We start from the raw sequence: 18,100 nt of genomic DNA, 5'->3' as shown, positions 1-18,100 counted from the left end.
ATCGCAAAAAAGTGGTTAGATTTGGTTACTAGCAGCGAAAGGCAGTTGGCTGGACGCGAGCGCGCCGATGTATTCCGGGAAGTCTAAAGACACCGGTGCATTCAGTGTCCAGACGTCGCACGGTACGGCTTGCAGGGTGGCTGCGATCCGTCGGCGGATGTGATCGTGCAATTCTCCCACGACGATCAGATCGTTTTCGCTATCGTTCGCCCGCTTCAACCATTCGAGTCCCGTGAGTACTTCAACGCCAGGCAAAAGACGCGACCACTGTTCTTTCATCTCGGCAACGGCAACGATGATCGTCAGTTTGCCGCCTCGATCCGATGCCTCTCTGAGGGCGTGAGGGGCGACGAATTTCGACAGACCAGAGCCTGTTGGTGCAGCGAAATTTTTGGTGACGGTCATGTTATCTCTCCAGTTATTGATCAAATTCGATAAATAATTATACCACTTAAGGCGTTGATTAGGAATTTGATCCATCGTGGAGGTGATGTCGTTGTCGTGATGCGACAATCCAGCCATGATCATCTTCCTCAAATCCACCTCTAACGACGGCGACAACAAGATGCCGCTGCACGACAAGCTGGTCTTGATTTTCAAGGACAGGGTGGAGGAGGCAGAGGACGACCAGGACCGGGCGAGGGCGAAGCGGGATCTGGCGAAGCTTCAGGCCGGGGCGGAGTAGAATCGAAACTGCTGATATATTGAGAGGCGCCGGTTGACACGGCGCCTTTTTTATTGGCCGGCGCGCGTCAGCGCCCCAAAATCTAGGGCGCTCATCGGGCGCAGCAGGGGGTGATCTGAGGGTATTTCGAGGTATTTGGCGTGAACTTGCGAGTTCGGGAAAGTGCTTGTTTTACAGTGTTTGGTGAATGTTGGTGATGGTCAGTGAAGTCGCGGGAGGGATTTGGGAACGACTTCCAAGCTGAATACGAGGGTTCGATTCCCTCTACCCGCTCCAAAAATGATCTAAAGGACTTAGCCAGGAGTTCTGAACTCCTATTCTGACGCCCTTCCGACATTTCAAGGCGTCACGGCTGCAGACTGTTCCTATTTGTGATGATCGTTTCCAATAAGCTCGGCTCGTGCCAGGCGTGGCGTTGCATTGTCATGCGCTGATGCGCCGGCGGATTTGCCCCCGGCACTCTCCGAAATTCCGCCCCCGCTTCGATCATGCCTCGGGAACCGTACCCCTCGTACGCGATTGAAACGCATGCCGGCGGATGCCTATGTCGGCACTGCGCCGATCTGTTGCAGTAGCCCAAGGAGGTCCGGCTGCCCGTGCTCTTCGAGGATTTTGCCATTGGAAAAGCGATAGATGTTCATTGCCTTCACCTCGATTTTCTTTCCAGTGGCTGGAACGCCGTAGAAGGTACCTTTATGCGTGCCGCGCATAGTGAATCGTGCAGCGACCTTGTCGTCTTCTGCTATCGTTTCCTCTAGCGTCCACTGGATGTCCGGGAAGCCTCCCCGCATCATCCCGATAATTGCGAGATAGCCGGTGGGGCCGCGCATCCGATCGGCCCGTCCGGGAACATAGAATATTGCGTCCGGGGAAATCAGCTCTCCAGCCAACTCCTCGCTCGCGGTGTTGATGAATTGCGTGAAGCGCTGCATGAGCGCTTTATTCGATGCCGTCGTCATGGGTCGCCTTTCCAGGTTGCAATGATCTATGAGCTGAAAACGTCGTAGCCTATTCGACTCTTCTCGTGACTTCAGAACGTTCCGTCCGTCGATTTCGACAGGTCCTCGTATGCACGCAGTTCCTCGAGGCGTGCTTCGAGTGCCGGCTTGACCACTGCAAGGGCGTCGCTGCCGGCGACGAATTGCTTTGGCGGATTGTCCATGCCGGCGATTTTCACTAGGACGTCGCCGAGCTTGGCGGGGTCACCTTGCTGCGTGCCGTGATAGCCCGACCACATGGCTTCGGCTTTGCCCTCCGCTGCGTAGTCCTCGATGGAGTTGCTGGCATATTTGGCGTGGTGAGCATCGAGGAGGTCCGTCCGGACGAAGCCGGGTTCGACCGCCACGATCTTGATGCCGAACGGCTCGAGCTCGTGGGCCACCGATGCCGACAGGCCTTCGATCGCGAATTTTGCAGCGCTATAGGCCCCGCAGTGCTTGAATCCGACGATGCCTGCGAGGGAGCTGATGTTGATGATCCGGCCCGACCTCTGTTTGCGCATGACCGGAAGGACCGCGTGCATCACGTGCATCACGCCATAGAAATTGGTCGCCATCAGTTTTTCGATCTCGACGGTGCTCAGCTCCTCGAAATTTCCGAGCAGACTGTAGCCGGCATTGTTGACGAGAACGTCGATGCGTCCGAACGCCTCGATCGCCGCATCAACGGCAGGTTTCGCCTGTGCCTCATTGGCAACATCCAGGTGGACGAACGCGAGGCTGTCGCCCGCGACGTCGCCCAGCGCATTGCGGACCTTGTCGAGATTGCGGCTACTCGCGACGACGCGGTCTCCAGCCTTCAATGCCGTCCTGGCAGTGGCAGCGCCAATGCCGCTGCCTGCACCCGTGATGAACCAGACCTTGCTCATGTTAACTCTTGCTTTCGATGTTGAAGGGCAACTGACGCTGCGGCTTGCCGGTCAGCCGTGCGATGGCGTTGGCGAACGCGGGCGCCAGCGGTGGCAGACCGGGTTCGCCCATGCCGGTGGGCGGATCGGCGCTGGGCACGATGTGGACATCGAACTCAGGCACGTCGGAGATGCGCGTCACAGTGAAGTCGCTGAAATTGCCTTGCTCGACGACGCCGTCCTTGAGCGTGATAGCCGAACCCGGCAGGCACATCGACAGGCCCATGACCGCCGCACCCTGCAACTGCGCTTCCACGGTACGTGGATTGATGGCCAGATTGCAGTGAACGCCTGCGGTTACGCGATGCAGCACCGCGCGGCCGTCCCGCACCGAGGCTTCCACCACATAGGCCACGACAGTTTGGAAGGACTCGTGCACCGCCACACCAAAGGCACGACCGGCGGGCAAGCGCGTCTTGCCGTAGCCGCTCTTGTCGACTGCCAACTGCAGCGCGGCGCGGTGGCGCGGGTGCTTGTCGCCAAACAAATCCATTCGGTGGGCCACGGGGTCCTGGTCCGTGATGCGCGCGATCTCGTCGATCAAGGTCTCCATGACGAAGGCGGTGTGGGTGGAGCCCACGCTGCGCCACCACAGCACCGGCACGTTGAGCTTTGGGTGCTGCACGGTGAGGCGCATCGGCACCGGGTAAGGATCTCGCATACCCTCGGTCGCGGTGGCGTCTATGCCGTCCTTCACCTGGAAGCCGCCGAACACGGTGCCCGTGGTGATGGACTGGCCAACAATGACGTGGTCCCACGCCAGAACCTTGCCGCGTTCGTCGAAGCCGATGCGTGCGCGGTGCAAATGCATCGGGCGGTAGTAGCCGCCGCGCATGTCGTCTTCGCGGCTCCACAGCGTGCGCATTGGTGCGTTCAGGCCGGCCGCACGCGCGGCCTTCGCGATCTCGCAGGCCTCGACCACGAAGTCGCTGCTGCTCGCAAAACGCCGGCCGAAGCCGCCACCCGCCATCTGCACATGCACCGCCACCTGCTCGGGCTTGAGACCCAGTACGCGCGCGACCGCGGCGCCGTCGAGACCAGGACACTGGCTGCCGGTCCACACCTCGGCTCTGCCCTCGGAAAGCTGAACGGTGCAGTTCAGCGGCTCCATGGCCGCATGGGCGAGATACGGAAATACGAACTCCGCTTCCAGTTGCCGTGGCGCTGTATCAAGGGGCGCCATGTCGGCATCGAACTTGCGCGGACCCGGGCGCGTCGCCAGCTCGCGGTACTGGGCCAGTTGCCGTTCGCTATCTACCTTCTCGACGGCAGAAGTATCCCATTGCAGCTTGAGCACCTCGCGGCCCTGCGTGGCCTGCCAATATCCGTCGGCTACGACGGCAATGCCTTCGGCGCCACCATCCAGCGGCACGCGCAGTATGGCCTTCACACCCGTGACGGCGCGCGCCGCGCGCTCGTCCACTGAAGCCAGCCGCGCGCCGAACACTGGCGGGCGCGCGACCACGGCGGTCAACTGACCGGGCAGGCGAACGTCGATACCAAAATTCTGTTGCCCGCTGCTCTTGGCGCGCGCGTCGAGACGCGACGTCGGGCGGCCGATGATGCGGAATTCCTTCGGGTCTTTCAGCGTGATCTTCTCGGGTACCGGCTGAGCCATGGCGGCCTCGGCCAATTCACCGTAACCCAGCTTGCGGCCGTTCGGGCCCAGCACCGTGCCGGCCTGCGTGCGCAGCGTGGCGACGTCCACCTTCCAGCGCGCCGCTGCGGCACCGAGCAACATCGCGCGTGCGCGCGCGCCGAGTTCGCGATACTGCGTAAAACTGTTCTTGATCGAATTGGAACCGCCGGTGATGTGAATGCCGAAGCGCGGGTCGATATAGGCACCGTCATTCGAGCCATGCCGGCTGCGCACCAGACTCCAGTCGGCGTCGAGTTCTTCCGCCAGGATCATCGGCAATGCGGTCTGCACGCCCTGTCCGAACTCCAGCCGGTTGATCGTCACCGTCACTTCACCATTGGAAGCGATCTGCACGAAGGCCGACGGCTGTTCGGTCGGCTTGAGCGCGCTTGTCCCTTGGCTAGCCGCCTGAGCCATTACCAGGTGCGGAAAGGCGCCGAGCGCGAGCCCGCCGACGCCGGCCAGCTTCAGGAAACTGCGGCGCGGCAGCGTGACGGCTTCGTCGGTTTGACCGCGCGCTATCAGGCGCTGCGCGGCACGCGGCAGATCGGGATAGTCGATGTTGGGCAACATGGCGGCTCCTTCAGGCAATCGTGCGGGCGGCGTCGGCCACGGCGGTGCGGATGCGGGTATAGGTTCCGCAGCGGCAGATGTTGCCGTCCATGGCCGCGTCGATTTCGGCCGTCGTCGGCGGCTTGCCGCGGGGCTGCGATTTGAGGAAGGCGATCGCGCTCATGATCTGGCCACTTTGGCAGTAGCCGCACTGCGCCACGTCGTGCTTGACCCATGCTGCATGCACGGCGGCACCGACGCGGTCGGTGCCATTGGTCGCGGCTTCGATGGTGGTGAGCTTCTTGCCCTCGGCTTCGGAAATCGGCGTGATGCAGGCGCGGACGGCCTGGTCGTCCAGATGCACCGTGCAGGCACCGCACTGGGCAGCGCCGCAGCCGAACTTTGTGCCTGTCAACCCGATCATGTCGCGCAACGCCCAAAGCAGGGGCATCGCGGGATCGGCATCGATCGCGAACTCGCGGTTGTTCACAACAAGCTTCATACGTCTGCTCCTTGCGGGCTGTTTGTCTCGAGGGGTGTTGAACAGGGGCGATTTCTTGAGCCCGAAATGCCGACGTTCCGGACCTTCGGATGGTCCGCATCGGCCTTCGTCCGGACCGGTCCATTCGGGCGCGCTGATGACCAGATAGCACTGGCCGCCGATATCGATTAGCCGCTATAATCCGCTAGGGCTTATGTATCTGGTGCATAAATGAAACGAGACGATCTGTACGACCTGGCCGCCTTCGCGGTCGTCGCGGAGCAGGGCAGCTTTACCCGCGCGGCGGCCGAACTCGGCATGTCCCAGTCGGCGTTGAGCCACGCCATGAAGTCGCTGGAGGCGCGGCTCGGGGTGCGGCTGCTGTCGCGGACCACGCGCTCGGTGTCGACGACCGAAGCGGGCGAGACCATGCTTCGCTCGTTGCAGCCGGCACTGGAGGACATCGCCTCCGGGGTGGATGCGGTCGGCGCTTTGCGCGGGAAACCATCCGGCACTGTCCGCCTCACGGCGACCAAACATGCGGTCTCGACGGTCGTGATGCCCGTGCTGCCACGCTTCCTTGCGGCGCATCCCGACATAAGGGTGGACATGCTCGTCGAAGACAGTCTGACCGACATCGTCGCGGAACGCATCGACGCCGGCATTCGCTTCGGCGACATCGTCGAAAAGGATATGGTCGCGGTTCGGATCGGTCCGGACATCCGGATGGCCGTCGTCGGCGCGCCGTCGTATTTCGCGGACCATAAGGTGCCCCGAACGCCGCGCGAACTCGCGGGCCATCGTTGCATCAACTACCGCCGCATCAGGGCGGGTGGGCTTTACGCCTGGGACTTTGAGGACAAGGGGCGGCCATTCCAGGTTCGCGTTGAAGGTCCCCTCGCATTCAACAACGGCGACCTGATCCGCGAGGCAGCCCTGGCGGGTCATGGCATCGCCTACGCCTACGATGATGAGGTGGCGGCTGATATCAAGGCCGGGCGGCTCAAGCGGATTCTGGAGAAGTGGTGCCCGACCTTCCCGGGCTACTATCTCTATCACCCCAGTCGGCGACAGACGCCGCCCGCACTTTCTGCACTCATCGCAGCGCTTCGCTACAACCCTCGATCCGGATGAGCCGCGTTTTGCGGGGGGCGCACCACGCGTACACGGTAAAGTACTTTGTTGTTTAGGCCGTTATTCCATTCGTCATTTGAAGAGCTGAGCGAGCGTAGCCTGCATGCGACATGCTGGCGGGTTCGTCGGCAAAAACCCGGATGTCGCTGCGTTCATCCGCACTACGCATGCTCCCCAAGATCACTCGCGCCGCCGTCGCTTGCCGCCGCCTCCCTTCCGGTCAATAACCGTCGCCTGTAGTCCAAAGCGAGCTTGATATCCCCATGACAGAGACACGTTATTTCCCGGCCGGCGGAAGCGCTTGGGACAAGGTCGATCCGCAACAGGCCGGCTACGCGCCGGACAAGCTCGCCGCAGCCGTGGCCTTCGCGCAGGCCAATGAAACGCCGTGGCCGCGTGGCTTCTATTACGACGACGGCCGCTACGCGCCGAATGTGGACTGGAATGAGACCGGGCCATGGAGTGCCGTGCTGGGGCCGGTGCGCGAGCGCGGCGGGTCGGCGGGTATGGTGCTGCAGAGCGGGCGGGTGCTGGCGTCGTGGGGCGAGATCGCGCGGGCGGATATGACCTTCTCCATCGCCAAGAGCTATCTCGCCGTGCTGGCGGGCCTGGCGGTCGATGACGGGCTGATCGGGGATATTGACGAGCAGGTTGCCAAGCGCGTGCCCGGGCCGCTGTTTGCGGATGCGCATAACGCCAGGGTTACCTGGCGGCATCTCTTAGAGCAGACCAGCGAATGGCGCGGCGAGCTGTTCGGCAAGCCGGACCAGATCGATCACAACCGTCTGGTCGCGCCGAATGCCGACAACAGCCGCAAGGGCGAGCTGCGCGAGTGGCAAACGCCGGGCAGCTTCTACGAATATAACGATGTGCGCGTGAACCTGCTGTCGCTCTGCCTGCTGAATCTGTTCAAGCACCCGCTGCCGGATGTGCTGCGTGCGCGCATCATGGATCCGATCGGCGCGTCCAAAGACTGGGAGTGGGTCGGCTATGACAATTCCTTCGTCGAGATCGACGGCCAGCGGATGCAGTCGGTGCCGGGCGGCGGCCATTGGGGCGGCGGCATGTTCATCGGCGCCGAGGACCATGCGCGCTTCGGCCTGTTGATGGAGCGCGGCGGCGAGTGGAATGGAAAGCGGCTGCTGTCGCAGGCCTGGGTCGACGCGATGTGGACGCAGTCGTCACAGCAGCCGAATTACGGCTTCCTGTGGTGGCTGAACCGCGGGCCGCATGCCAACAAGAATGCGCCGGACACGGCGGTCTATGCGCTTGGTGCCGGCGGCAACATGATCTGGATCGATCGCGACGCGGAGATGATCGCGGTGACGCGGTGGCTGCCCAGCGCGAAGGCGCCGGAGTTCATCCGGCAACTGATCGCGGCGCGGAGCTAGGACGCTTCCGTTCGGACGTGGAGCTTTCAAGCTCGCATCTTGGCGGTGCCGCTCAAGGGAGCGCAGGCGGGCTTTGCGGAATAGCGTATTCTTCCGCTTCCGGATGAGCCGCTGCTTGGCTTCCGCGTCGCTTTATCTCAAGCCGATTCCGGTCGTGAGATAAACGGCAATCAGGAAGGCGCAACCTGCCAGTGGCAGGGCAATCAAACGTAAAATTTGTGCTTCCGAAATCATCTGAGGCACCTATGTCCGGCAGCTTTGATGGGAAGATGGCAGTTTATGCTTAATGCGCGGTAAATAGCTCTCCGGCCAGTCGTTGCGTCCGGCATCGAGCAGGGCCCGTATCAACCCGTCATCTCGTCCAGCAGTGCCAGCGCCAGTCCCTTCTGCGCATCCGGCAACTGATCGCGGCGCGGATCTAGGACGCTCCCATTCAGGACGCAGACGTCGCCTCCCATGCAACGGATTGCACGGGGCCGCGTTGGCTTGCACAGGGAGGTACCAGTATGAATGTTCGCAAGCCAGCGGAGCGGGCCCCAGAAGGTCCGGGCGAAAAGCCGGACCCGCTCACGATTCCCGGAGATCACCCCGCTCCGGAGGATCAGTTCGGCGGCGGCGACATCTGCTCGCCGGAGGCAGAGCCTCCGACCGATGACGACAAACCGCTCGACTGATCCCTCGGCGCAATGCGCTTCGCGCGGACTACATCGGCGGCACGACGCCATTGGTGCCGGCGACCACGTTGCCGGTGGTGAGCGTTCCGTCGTCCGCCTTCTGCGACGGCACGAACACCGTCATGCCGGGCTTCAGGTCGCCCTGCGCGGCAGCCGCAAAGGTTACGACTGTCGTGTCATCCGCGACCGAGATGGTCTTTTCCTTGCCGTGGAAGGTCACCGTGATGTTGCGGCCGTCGACGTCCTTGACGGCGTTGGTGACGGTGGCGTTGGTCATCGTGCTGTTCGGCTTCAGATCCCAGGGATAGCTGCCTTCGCCGGTGCCTTTCATGCCCGCCGGGAAGATCAGGACCTCGAGGGCGCCGTCGCCGCCGCGGGACTTGGGCAGCGAGGCGATGCCGACGAAGTCGCCGGGCTTGATGTCGTTGAGCGACGCCTTGGCCACGCCGGTGACTTTCCAGTTGTCATTCAGCTTGATCGCGGTCGAATTGCCCTCGCGGGTTTTGACCGTCAGCTTCGCGCCGTCGACACTCTCGACCGTGCCGCGCACGCGCACCGTCTCGGCTGCGCTTGCGGCGGAAATGGTGGCTGCACTCAGCAGGGCAATGCCCAGCCCGGTGATTACAGCAGAAAACGCTCTCATATTTCGTCCTTTCACGTAACGCTTTGGCGTGGTGCCGTGAGAGTTACGTTCGGGGATCGCGATGATTACGTGGGCGAGGATCACGGTGCGGTGATCGGGAACACTGGTGCGCTCTCGCAGCCTCGTTCCATGTGCCATGTGATTATCGGAACGATTTTGCCTTGCGCTGCTTGCTCAGGTCGGAGAGGTTCGAACTATGACCATCATGTCAAAGAAAGCTGCGCTGCTCATCCTGGCTGCCGTTGCTGAACTCGCGCTCGCTGACGCGGCATCTGCCCGAGGCGGTGGCAGCAGCTTCATGAACTCGCCGGGCTATCAGCGCCGGCTGCAGGAATCGCGCGGCTACGTCACAAACCAATCGGGCTCACTCGTGTCGCAGCCGCCTGCGCCTGCGCCAGTCCAGCAATCACGCAAATCGCGGCGCCGATAGCCGGTGGCGGGGAGGGCGTCAGCCCCTGGATATGAATGTAGAGTCGCGCGACGAAGGGACGGAAATACTCATCGATCATGTCGGCTGTTGGTCGTGAGCGGGGTCGCGCATTCGCCATCACGAACCGGCATGGCGCTTAGCTTCCGGTGCAGGCCCAGTGATGGTCCCATCTCGTCCAGCAGCGCCTGGGCCAGTCCCTTCTGCGTATCGGGCAGGCCGCGATTGCGCGCTGACTGCTCCAGCGCGAAGGTCGCTTCCATGTGAATGCGGAAATGCGCGGCGTTCTGTTCGACGCCGGTGCCCTCAGGCAGGTCGCCGAACACCACGTCGTGGCAGCGCGCCACGGAGCGCGAGGTGAAGGCGCGGCAGGTCAGCGGGCGGACCTCATAGACCGTGCAGCGATTGTCCGATCCGAGCAGCGCGCAGCGCATGCGAAGTTTCATGACGTCGGGGGCATCGCGCGCGGCAGCCGCGGCAACTTCGAGGCGGGTGCGGAGTGCCGCCTGTTCGGCGGGCGTGAAATGCGCCGCGATATGCTGCGCCATCACCGTCGCGGTGCCGGGCGGCACCTGGACATAGAGATGACAGCAGGCGGCGCAGCCGCTGGTGCAGGCATTGCCCGGCTGGTTCGGGATGTTGTCGCGAATGGCTGCGGTGGCGGCGTCCGCAATGGCGGTCGCGTCGCGCGCGGCATCTGCGATGCTGTCCGCCTGTTCGAAGGCGACGCCATAGGCCGCGCGCAGATTGCCGAAGATGCCTTCATAGCGGCCGGACAGCGAGCGCATCAGCGTGCCCACTTCCGCGATATTGTCCGACACGAAGTCGATGGCGTCCTGTGCGCTCATGCTGGGGTCCCGATCCGCTCCCGTCCTACGCCGCGAATCGGCGGGACGTCACCAGCAATCTGAAGCGGGAACCGGGCTTTACCGTTCAGGCGCGCGCTTTCGCTTTGGCCGGTTCCTTCTGCACGGCCTTGGCAGGTTTCCCCGTCAGCGCCATGACAGCGACCGCAACCACCCGGTCGGTGATCGCCTGCACATCGTTGAGGTCGCACAGCCCGTCGGACATGCGCGTCAGGCGTTCGCTGTCGCGGATGGTCTGATGGGCCATGGCCAGCGCAAAATGCAGCGCCCAGAAGATATCGGCGGGGTCCTGATCGGGCAGGGACCGGCGCATCGCGGCGGCGAAGCGCTTGAGGTGATCGACCTCGCGGTTCTTGATCTTGCGGATCGGCGGCACGGATTCGATCGAGGCGCGGATCATGAAGCGCGCGGCGTCCGAGCGTTGCTTCTCGGGGCCGAGACAGCCGCGCAGCGTCGGGCCGACCAGCGCGGCAAAGATCGCATTGATGTCGGCGCGGCCGTCACCGGCTTCCTCCGCCGCCTTCAATTCGCGCAGGCGCTCGCGATTGGTGGCGAGGCTGCGCGTCACGAACAGTTCGGCGATCAGCTCGTCCTTGCTGCCGAAATGATAATTCACCGCCGCGAGATTGACGTCGGCCGCAGCCACGATGTCGCGCATGGTCACATCCGCGAAGCCGCGTTCGGCATAGAGCCGTTCGGCTGCGGTGATGATCGCCGTCCGTGTGTGGTCTGCTGCCATGCGATCGTCCTGATCAAAACGGTCCTTTTGCAACATGGCCCCATGCAAGCGGCGCGGATCGGGGTCATTGCATTTCAAACGCGTGTATGAAACTATCGTTTGAGCGTCGGGAAATGTCAATGTGCGCCTGATGGCATATTGCATCTGCTCAACGCCATCGCCCCCGCGCGGATCTGTGCCGCATCAGCAGAGACAAATTTGCTCTTGCGGTGATCCAGCGACGGGACAACAGTGCCGCCAACAATTCTAAAAAACGCGAGGATCGCCCCATGGATTTCAATATGTCGGACCGCCAGCGCGAATGGCTCGAGCGCGTGTCCTCCTTCATGACCAAGCATGTCCGCCCTGCCGTGCCGATCTATCGTCAGCAGGACGAAGCGGGCGAGCGCTGGAAGGTGATCCCGATCGTCGAGGAATTGAAGAAGAAGGCAAAGGCCGAAGGCCTGTGGAACATGTTCATGCCGCCGTCGTCGCATGAAGACGACGAATTCCACGGCGCGGGACTGAGCAATCTGGAATATGCGCTGCTCGCCGAACAGATGGGCCATATCGGTTGGGCCTCGGAAGTGTTCAACTGCTCCGCGCCGGACACCGGCAATATGGAAGTGTTCATGCGCTATGGCTCGAAAGAGCATAAGCAGAAGTGGCTGAAGCCGCTGATGAACGGCGAGATCCGCTCCGCCTTCCTGATGACCGAGCCGGATGTCGCGTCGTCGGACGCGACCAATATCGAGACCTCGATCAAGCGCGACGGCGACGAATACGTCATCAACGGCACCAAGTGGTGGTCGTCGGGCATGGGCGATCCGCGCTGCGCCGTGATGATCGTGATGGGCAAGACCGATCCGAGCGCGGCGAAGCATCAGCAGCAGTCGCAGATCCTGGTGCCGCGCGATGCCAAGGGTGTGACGATCGAGAAGATGCTGCCGGTGTTCGGCTTCGACGATGCACCGCACGGCCATGCGCGGGTGAAGCTGGACAATGTCCGCGTTCCTGCCAGCAATATCCTGCTCGGCGAAGGCCGCGGCTTCGAGATCGCGCAGGGCCGTCTCGGTCCGGGCCGCATCCATCATTGCATGCGCACCATCGGCAAGGCCGAAGAGGCGCTGGAGAAGATGGTGCGCCGGCTGTCGTCGCGCACCGCCTTCGGCAAGAAGATCATCGAATATTCGATCTGGGAGCAGCGCATTGCCGAAGCCCGCACCGATATCGAGATGAACCGTCTGCTCTGCCTCAAGGCCGCCGACATGATGGACAAGGTCGGCAACAAGACCGCCCAGCTCGAAATCGCGATGATCAAGGTCTCCGGCCCCAACATGGCGCTGAAGATCATCGACAACGCGATCCAGGCTTACGGCGCCGCCGGCGTGTCCGACGATGCGGGTCTCGCCCGTGACTATGCGTCGATGCGCACCATGCGTCTCGCCGACGGTCCGGACGAGGTGCACAACCGTGCCATTGCGCGGCTCGAACTGCGCAAGTATGCCAATGAGGCAAAGCACTAAGAAACGCTAAGCGGAGACTGACGTGACCGATGGTGTGAAGCGCGACGACGAGTATAACGGCACGAGGCCAGTGGAGGAGCGGCATCGCTTCGACGAGATGAGCCTCGAGGCCTGGATGCGCGAGCATGTGGAAAGCTATGAGGGGCCGCTGACCGTCCTGCAGTTCAAGGGCGGACAAAGCAACCCGACCTATCGGCTGAATACGCCGAAGCAATCCTACGTGATGCGGCGCAAGCCGTTCGGCAAGCTTCTGCCATCGGCGCACGCCGTCGATCGCGAATACAAGGTGATCGCGGCGCTCGGCAAGCAGGGCTTCCCGGTCGCCAAGGCCTACGCACTCTGCACCGATGACAATGTCATCGGTTCGGCGTTCTACATCATGTCGATGGAAGACGGCCGGATCTTCTGGGATCCGGCGCTGCCAATGGTGCCGAAGGAAGATCGCCGCGCGATCTTCACGGCGAAGATCGAGACGCTGGCGCAACTGCACAGCTACGATCCCGAGAAAATCGGGCTCGGCGATTTCGGCCGTCCCGGCAATTACTTTTCGCGTCAGGTCGATCGCTGGACCAAGCAGTACCGCGCTTCGGAGACGCAGCTGATTCCGGAAATGGAACGGCTGATCGAATGGTTGCCGACCTCCGTGCCGGAGCAGGAGCGGGTGTCGGTGGTGCATGGCGACTATCGCATCGACAACATGGTGTTCCATACGACGCAGCCGAAGGTGCAGGCGGTGCTCGACTGGGAGTTGTCGACATTGGGCGATCCGATGGCCGACTTCACTTATCTTTTGATGCAGTGGATCATGCCGGGCCTCGACGGGCTCGATTTCAAGGCGCTCAACATCCCGACTATGGATGAAGCCGCGAAAATCTATTGCGAGAAGGCCGGCCGCAAGACCGTGCCGGATCTGAACTGGTACTATTGCTACAACCTGTTCCGGCTCACCGGCATTCTGCAGGGCATTGCCGGCCGCGTGCGCGACGGCACCGCATCCTCCGCCAAGGCGATGGAATCCGCCAAGCGCACCGTGCCGCTGGCGCAAGCGTCGTGGAAATACGCACAGCTCGCGGGCGCGAAATAAACGATTGAAGAGGCGCGACCGATTGGGGATCGCGCCTCTTTCATGATCGCTTCAGAGATGCCCCGCCAAGAGGGCCGGCCGCAGCAAGTGCTGCTGCGTCGATCGACCTGGAAACGCACTTGTCTCTCTCTCCCAGTCTTCGCGGCAGCGTGCTGATGGCCATAGCCATGGCCGGCTTCAGCCTCAACGACGCGCTCACGAAATTCCTGACGCTGCACATGAACTTCGGCCAGGTGATGCTGGTGCGCGGTCTGTTCGCCGTCGTGCTGATCGGCGCGCTCGCCACCCAGCGGAAGGCCCTGCGTCCGCTGCGCATCCTGTTCGTGCCGTCTGTGGCGCTGCGCGTATTCGGCGAGATCGGCGGCACCGTGACTTTTCTGGCGTCGCTCGCACATCTGCCCCTTGCAAACGTATCGTCGATCTTTCAATCGCTGCCACTCGCGATCACGCTCGGTGCGGCACTCATCTTCGGTGAGCAGGTGGGCTGGCGGCGCTGGCTGGCGATCGCTGCGGGCTTCGTCGGCGTTCTCATTGTGGTCCGGCCCGGCATGGAGGGCTTCAACCAGTTTTCGCTGCTGGCGCTGTTGTCGGTCGCGTTCTGTACCGTGCGCGATCTCGCGACCAAGCGCATTCCGGCCGAAATCCCTTCACTGTTCGTCACGTTTTTGACGACGATCGTCGTGACGATCGTTGGCGCCATCCTGCTTGTTCCGCTGGGCGGCTGGACGCCGCCCTCGAACCGGTCGCTTGGCCTGCTGGCGCTCGCCGCTGTGCTGGTGCTGATTGGATATCAGTGTGTGATCCTGGCACTGCGCGCCGGCGATATCTCCGCTGTTGCGCCGTTCCGGTATTCGCAACTGCTGTGGGCCATGTTGCTTGGCTACCTCGTGTTCGGCGATGTGCCGGACGGCCCGATGGTTCTCGGCGCGTCGGTGATCGTGCTGTCCGGTCTTTATGCATTTCATCGCGAGCGTGTTCGCAACCGGTTGCCGGCGGCCAGTGCGCCGAGCATGCCGCCGGATGGGTTGTAGGCTTGGCGCCGGGCCATCAGTCCGGCGCGCAGTGAATGGCAGGGACGCGTGAACCATCTGGCTCGCGCGTCCGTCTTCGTGCACATGAAGCGCAATCATTTGGCCTGAGTCTTGCTCTGTTCGGAGCCTGTCTGCTCTGACCGTAACTCACCCAGGATTGTCTTGCCTCTCTCTCCCAATCTGCGCGGCAGCTTGCTGATGGCTGTCTCCATGGCAACCTTCAGCGTCAACGACGCGATCGCCAAATTTCTGACCGTGCAGATGCATTTCAGCCAGGTGATGATGCTGCGCGGGCTGTTTGCCAGCGTCATGATCGGTGCGCTGGCGGTGCATCAGGGCGTGCTACGGCCGCTGCAGCTGCTGTTCGTGCCGTCGGTGGCGCTGCGCATCTCCGGGGAGATCGGCGGCTCGGCGCTGTTCCTGGTCGCGGTCAGCGCGCTGCCGCTCGCCAATGTGACCGCCATCGTTCAATCGCTGCCGCTGGTGATGACCTGCGGCGCCGTGCTGATCCTGGGCGAGCCGGTGGGGTGGCGCCGATGGCTGGCGATTGCCGCGGGCTTCGCCGGCGTGCTGATCATCGTGCGGCCGGGCGCCGAGGGGTTCAGCCAGTTCACGTTGGTGGCGCTGCTGTCGGTATTGTTCTACGCCACGCGCGATCTCGTCACCAAACGCATTCCGGCCGAAATTCCCACGCTGTTCGTCACCTTTCTCACCGCCGTTGCGGTGACTCTGGCAGGGGCAGTGTTCACCCTGCTGCACGGGGACTGGACTGCGCTATCGTTTCATTCGCTCGCTTTGCTGGCGCTGGCGGCGGTGATGACGCTGATCGGATTCCAGTGCGTCATCCTCGCGCTGCGCGTCGGCGACGTCTCGTCGGTCGCGCCGATGCGTTATTCGCAGATGCTCTACGCGATGCTGCTGGGCTATCTGGTCTTCGGTGATGTGCCCGACGCCATGATGGTGCTCGGCGCGAGCGTGATCGTGCTGTCCGGCATCTACACATTCCACCGCGAGCGCGTGCGCGACCACTTGCTGGCGACGAATTCGTCGAACGCTCCGCCTGACGGATTGTAACTGTCTGCGTTATTTCTTGACCGCCATCCGATACGCAGCGATGGCATGGCGCCGCAATCATAGGTAGCGTTCTATGGGGACGCATTGAGCGCGGCGGTGGGGAAATGCAAACGCATGCGATGGCCGAGACCGATCCGGCTGACGAGACGTCGTTGCGCTATATGGGCTGGCGGATTGTTGCCGCCCTGTTTCTGGTCCAGATCTCGATCTTCGGTTTCGGCCTGTACGGGCAGGGCATCTATGTCGCCGAACTCCGCCGCCTCAACGATTGGCCGACCAGGCTAATCGCAACGGGAAGTACGCTCTGTCTCGTACTGGGCTCCCTGCTATCGATGTTCGTCAGCGATCTGTTGCGCTGGATCGGGCCGCGCAGCCTGGTCCTTGCGGGCGTCGCCGCGCTTGCGACAGGTCTTGTATTGCTGGCATCGGCGGACTCCCTGCTGCATCTCTATACGGGCTTTGTCGTGCTCGCGCTGGCCTGGGTCGGCCTCGGGACGATCACCGCTGCGGCGATCGTCGGTGCGTGGTTCGACCGCAAGCGCGGCCTGGCGATCAGTCTCACCTTCACCGGGGCGACGTTCAGTGGCATCTTGTTGATGCCCGGTCTGGTCCTGCTGGTCGAAGCGACCGGATTTCGTCACGCGCTGGATATCGCTGCCGCCGTGTTGGCCATCGTGCTCGTGCCGGTCGTGGCAATCATGGTTCGATTCCCGCGCGCAGGGGAACGGCGGATTGCCGAAGCTGTACATGCGGCTCCGCCATTGTCACGTGCAGACCTCCTGCGCGATCCCGGCTTCTGGAGCTTGACCGCACCATTCGCGTTCGCAATCCTGGTGCAGGTTGCGTTCATCGTGCATCAGATATCGATCCTGACGCCGGTAATCGGATTTCAGTCGGCGGGCGGCGCGGTCTCGCTCACAACGGCCATGTCGCTGGTCGGGCGCATTACGCTTGGTCTCGTTGCCGACCGCGTCGACCCACGCCGCGCTGCCGCGGTATCGATCCTCAGCCAGGCTGCGGCACTGAGCGTATTGGGATTATCGACCAGCACGACCGGGCTATTCCTTGCCTGTGCGGTGTTCGGCTTTTCGATGGGCAATCTGATCACGCTGCCGGCGCTAATCGTTCAGCGCGAATTCCCGTCGAACGCGTTCAGCGTGGTGCTCGGGCTGTCCATCGGAATTGCCGGCGTGATCAATGCGTGTGGGCCGGCAACCATGGGGCTTCTGCGAGACCTTACGGGCGGCTACGCGACACCGATTTTCATCGGCGTCGCCATTCAGGTGGCCTCGGCGCTTGCTGTGCTGGCCGCCCCGCGGGCGACGCGTGCAGCAGTTGTTCTGGATCGCAGGACGAGTTGAGCGAAGCCAAACCCATCCCGCATTCCGTCTTAGATTGGTTTGCCCGCGTAAGGCATCGACGCCGTGAGGCCGCCGTCCACCGGGATCGCCTGGCCATTCACATAGGACGCGTCGTCGCTCGCCAGAAACAGTCCCATCGCCGCAAGTTCATGCGGCTGGCCGGCGCGCTTCAGCGGATTGAGCTGGCCGATCTTGCCCTGGGTGCCCCGTTCTTTCGCATTGTCGAAGATCGGCTTGGTCATGCCGGTCTCGATCAGGCCGGGACATACCGCATTGATGCGCACGCCGGTGCCGGAGAGCGAATAGGCGGTGGTTTGCACCAGACTGATGACGCCGGCCTTGCTCGACGCATAGGGATGGCCGGACGCGCCGGATTTCAGGCCTGCGACAGAGGCGGTGAGGACGATGGAGCCGTGGCCCTGTTTCACCATATGCGGCATGGAATGCTTGATTGCGAGGAACGGCCCGATCAGATTGATGCGCAGGATTTCCTGCCATTGCTCGACGGTCTGTTCGAGCAGCGGCACGAGGCCGCCCGACACGCCGGCGTTGGCCCAGATCGCATCGAGCTTGCCGTATTTGGACACGGCCTTGTCGATGAAGGCTTTCACATCGCTCTCGGAACCGGCATCCGCCGTGATCGCTTCAATGGTGCCGCCGGCATCGCTCACGAGTTTGGCTGTCTCATGCACGCTCTCGCTGCGGTCGACGATGATGAGCTTGGCGCCTTCCAGCGAGAACAATTGCGCTGCGGCGCGGCCGATGCCGCTGCCTGCGCCGGTGATGATGACGGATTTGCCTGCGAGGCGGCCCATAACTCTCTCCCTGTATGTTTTTTGTGCGGCGTGCCGCCATATGGAATTCAATGATGCGTGCCAAGCTGCGAAGATGCTTGAGGCGCTTCGCGC

The 18,100-nt window shown here is 62.6% G+C and carries 19 protein-coding genes; 10 read left to right on the top strand and 9 right to left on the bottom strand.

Going from position 1 to position 18,100, the window contains the following annotated elements; all coding sequences use genetic code 11:
* Nucleotides 1-15: 15 nt before the first annotated feature.
* Entirely contained in the window at nucleotides 16-522 is a 507-nt protein-coding gene (locus AB8A50_RS10265) for a hypothetical protein (protein WP_439077576.1), read from the bottom strand.
* Here AB8A50_RS10265 and AB8A50_RS10260 point away from each other — a divergent pair.
* Nucleotides 521-685, top strand: a complete 165-nt coding sequence (locus AB8A50_RS10260) for a hypothetical protein (RefSeq protein ID WP_439077575.1) — start codon at nucleotides 521-523, stop codon at nucleotides 683-685. The two genes, AB8A50_RS10265 and AB8A50_RS10260, sit on opposite strands and share 2 nt — an antisense overlap.
* Nucleotides 686-1,227: 542 nt before the next feature.
* On the opposite strand, the gene AB8A50_RS10255 is transcribed toward AB8A50_RS10260, so the two are convergent.
* From AB8A50_RS10255 to AB8A50_RS10240, 4 genes are all read right to left on the bottom strand, one after another.
* Entirely contained in the window at nucleotides 1,228-1,644 is a 417-nt protein-coding gene (locus tag AB8A50_RS10255) for an ester cyclase (protein ID WP_439077574.1), read from the bottom strand.
* A 71-nt stretch (nucleotides 1,645-1,715) separates the two neighbouring features.
* On the bottom strand, nucleotides 1,716-2,552 hold the full coding sequence (locus tag AB8A50_RS10250) for an SDR family oxidoreductase (protein WP_439077573.1): 837 nt from the start codon (nucleotides 2,550-2,552) through the stop codon (nucleotides 1,716-1,718).
* Nucleotide 2,553: 1 nt separating this feature from the next.
* Nucleotides 2,554-4,803, bottom strand: a complete 2,250-nt coding sequence (locus tag AB8A50_RS10245) for a molybdopterin cofactor-binding domain-containing protein (protein WP_439077572.1) — start codon at nucleotides 4,801-4,803, stop codon at nucleotides 2,554-2,556.
* A gap of 10 nt (nucleotides 4,804-4,813) precedes the next feature.
* On the bottom strand, nucleotides 4,814-5,284 hold the full coding sequence (locus AB8A50_RS10240) for a (2Fe-2S)-binding protein (RefSeq protein WP_231080266.1): 471 nt from the start codon (nucleotides 5,282-5,284) through the stop codon (nucleotides 4,814-4,816).
* A 210-nt stretch (nucleotides 5,285-5,494) separates the two neighbouring features.
* On the opposite strand from AB8A50_RS10240, the gene AB8A50_RS10235 reads away from it, so the two are divergent.
* The 3 genes from AB8A50_RS10235 (at nucleotide 5,495) to AB8A50_RS10225 (ending at nucleotide 8,462) form a co-directional block, all read left to right on the top strand.
* A complete protein-coding gene (locus AB8A50_RS10235; protein WP_439077571.1) occupies nucleotides 5,495-6,397 on the top strand; it encodes a LysR substrate-binding domain-containing protein in 903 nt (300 codons plus the stop codon).
* A 263-nt stretch (nucleotides 6,398-6,660) separates the two neighbouring features.
* Entirely contained in the window at nucleotides 6,661-7,788 is a 1,128-nt protein-coding gene (locus AB8A50_RS10230) for a serine hydrolase domain-containing protein (RefSeq protein WP_439077570.1), read from the top strand.
* Nucleotides 7,789-8,294: 506 nt separating this feature from the next.
* The gene (locus AB8A50_RS10225) at nucleotides 8,295-8,462 is read left to right on the top strand and encodes a hypothetical protein (RefSeq protein ID WP_170849847.1); all 168 of its coding nucleotides are present in this window, start codon (nucleotides 8,295-8,297) and stop codon (nucleotides 8,460-8,462) included.
* A gap of 28 nt (nucleotides 8,463-8,490) precedes the next feature.
* Here AB8A50_RS10225 and AB8A50_RS10220 read toward each other — a convergent pair whose 3' ends face one another.
* Complete coding sequence (locus tag AB8A50_RS10220) at nucleotides 8,491-9,105, bottom strand: hypothetical protein (RefSeq protein ID WP_439079953.1); 615 nt, start codon at nucleotides 9,103-9,105, stop codon at nucleotides 8,491-8,493.
* 196 nt (nucleotides 9,106-9,301) lie between these two features.
* On the opposite strand from AB8A50_RS10220, the gene AB8A50_RS10215 reads away from it, so the two are divergent.
* On the top strand, nucleotides 9,302-9,535 hold the full coding sequence (locus tag AB8A50_RS10215) for a hypothetical protein (RefSeq protein ID WP_439077569.1): 234 nt from the start codon (nucleotides 9,302-9,304) through the stop codon (nucleotides 9,533-9,535).
* 68 nt (nucleotides 9,536-9,603) lie between these two features.
* Here the strand turns inward: AB8A50_RS10215 and AB8A50_RS10210 are convergent, their stop codons facing one another.
* Together AB8A50_RS10210 and AB8A50_RS10205 are read right to left on the bottom strand one after the other, a co-directional pair.
* On the bottom strand, nucleotides 9,604-10,380 hold the full coding sequence (locus tag AB8A50_RS10210; protein ID WP_439077568.1) for a YkgJ family cysteine cluster protein: 777 nt from the start codon (nucleotides 10,378-10,380) through the stop codon (nucleotides 9,604-9,606).
* A gap of 85 nt (nucleotides 10,381-10,465) precedes the next feature.
* A complete protein-coding gene (locus tag AB8A50_RS10205) occupies nucleotides 10,466-11,137 on the bottom strand; it encodes a TetR/AcrR family transcriptional regulator (RefSeq protein ID WP_439077567.1) in 672 nt (223 codons plus the stop codon).
* A gap of 269 nt (nucleotides 11,138-11,406) precedes the next feature.
* Between AB8A50_RS10205 and AB8A50_RS10200 the strand changes: the two genes are divergently transcribed.
* From AB8A50_RS10200 to AB8A50_RS10180, 5 genes are all read left to right on the top strand, one after another.
* Nucleotides 11,407-12,642, top strand: coding sequence for an acyl-CoA dehydrogenase family protein (locus AB8A50_RS10200; protein WP_439077566.1), 1,236 nt, complete (start codon nucleotides 11,407-11,409; stop codon nucleotides 12,640-12,642).
* Nucleotides 12,643-12,664: 22 nt separating this feature from the next.
* Nucleotides 12,665-13,726 (top strand): phosphotransferase family protein, encoded by a 1,062-nt coding sequence (locus tag AB8A50_RS10195; RefSeq protein WP_439077565.1) that lies wholly within the window; start codon nucleotides 12,665-12,667, stop codon nucleotides 13,724-13,726.
* Between the two features lie 119 nt (nucleotides 13,727-13,845).
* Nucleotides 13,846-14,757, top strand: coding sequence for a DMT family transporter (locus AB8A50_RS10190; protein ID WP_439077564.1), 912 nt, complete (start codon nucleotides 13,846-13,848; stop codon nucleotides 14,755-14,757).
* A gap of 111 nt (nucleotides 14,758-14,868) precedes the next feature.
* Complete coding sequence (locus tag AB8A50_RS10185) at nucleotides 14,869-15,831, top strand: DMT family transporter (protein WP_439077563.1); 963 nt, start codon at nucleotides 14,869-14,871, stop codon at nucleotides 15,829-15,831.
* Between the two features lie 104 nt (nucleotides 15,832-15,935).
* On the top strand, nucleotides 15,936-17,192 hold the full coding sequence (locus tag AB8A50_RS10180) for an MFS transporter (RefSeq protein WP_439077562.1): 1,257 nt from the start codon (nucleotides 15,936-15,938) through the stop codon (nucleotides 17,190-17,192).
* A 29-nt stretch (nucleotides 17,193-17,221) separates the two neighbouring features.
* Here AB8A50_RS10180 and AB8A50_RS10175 read toward each other — a convergent pair whose 3' ends face one another.
* On the bottom strand, nucleotides 17,222-18,007 hold the full coding sequence (locus AB8A50_RS10175; RefSeq protein ID WP_093762160.1) for an SDR family NAD(P)-dependent oxidoreductase: 786 nt from the start codon (nucleotides 18,005-18,007) through the stop codon (nucleotides 17,222-17,224).
* Nucleotides 18,008-18,100: the final 93 nt, after the last annotated feature.

This window comes from Tardiphaga sp. 841_E9_N1_2 (assembly GCF_051811065.1).
Taxonomy (GTDB): Bacteria; Pseudomonadota; Alphaproteobacteria; order Rhizobiales; family Xanthobacteraceae; genus Tardiphaga; species Tardiphaga robiniae.
This window is presented reverse-complemented; position numbering and strand designations above follow the sequence as displayed.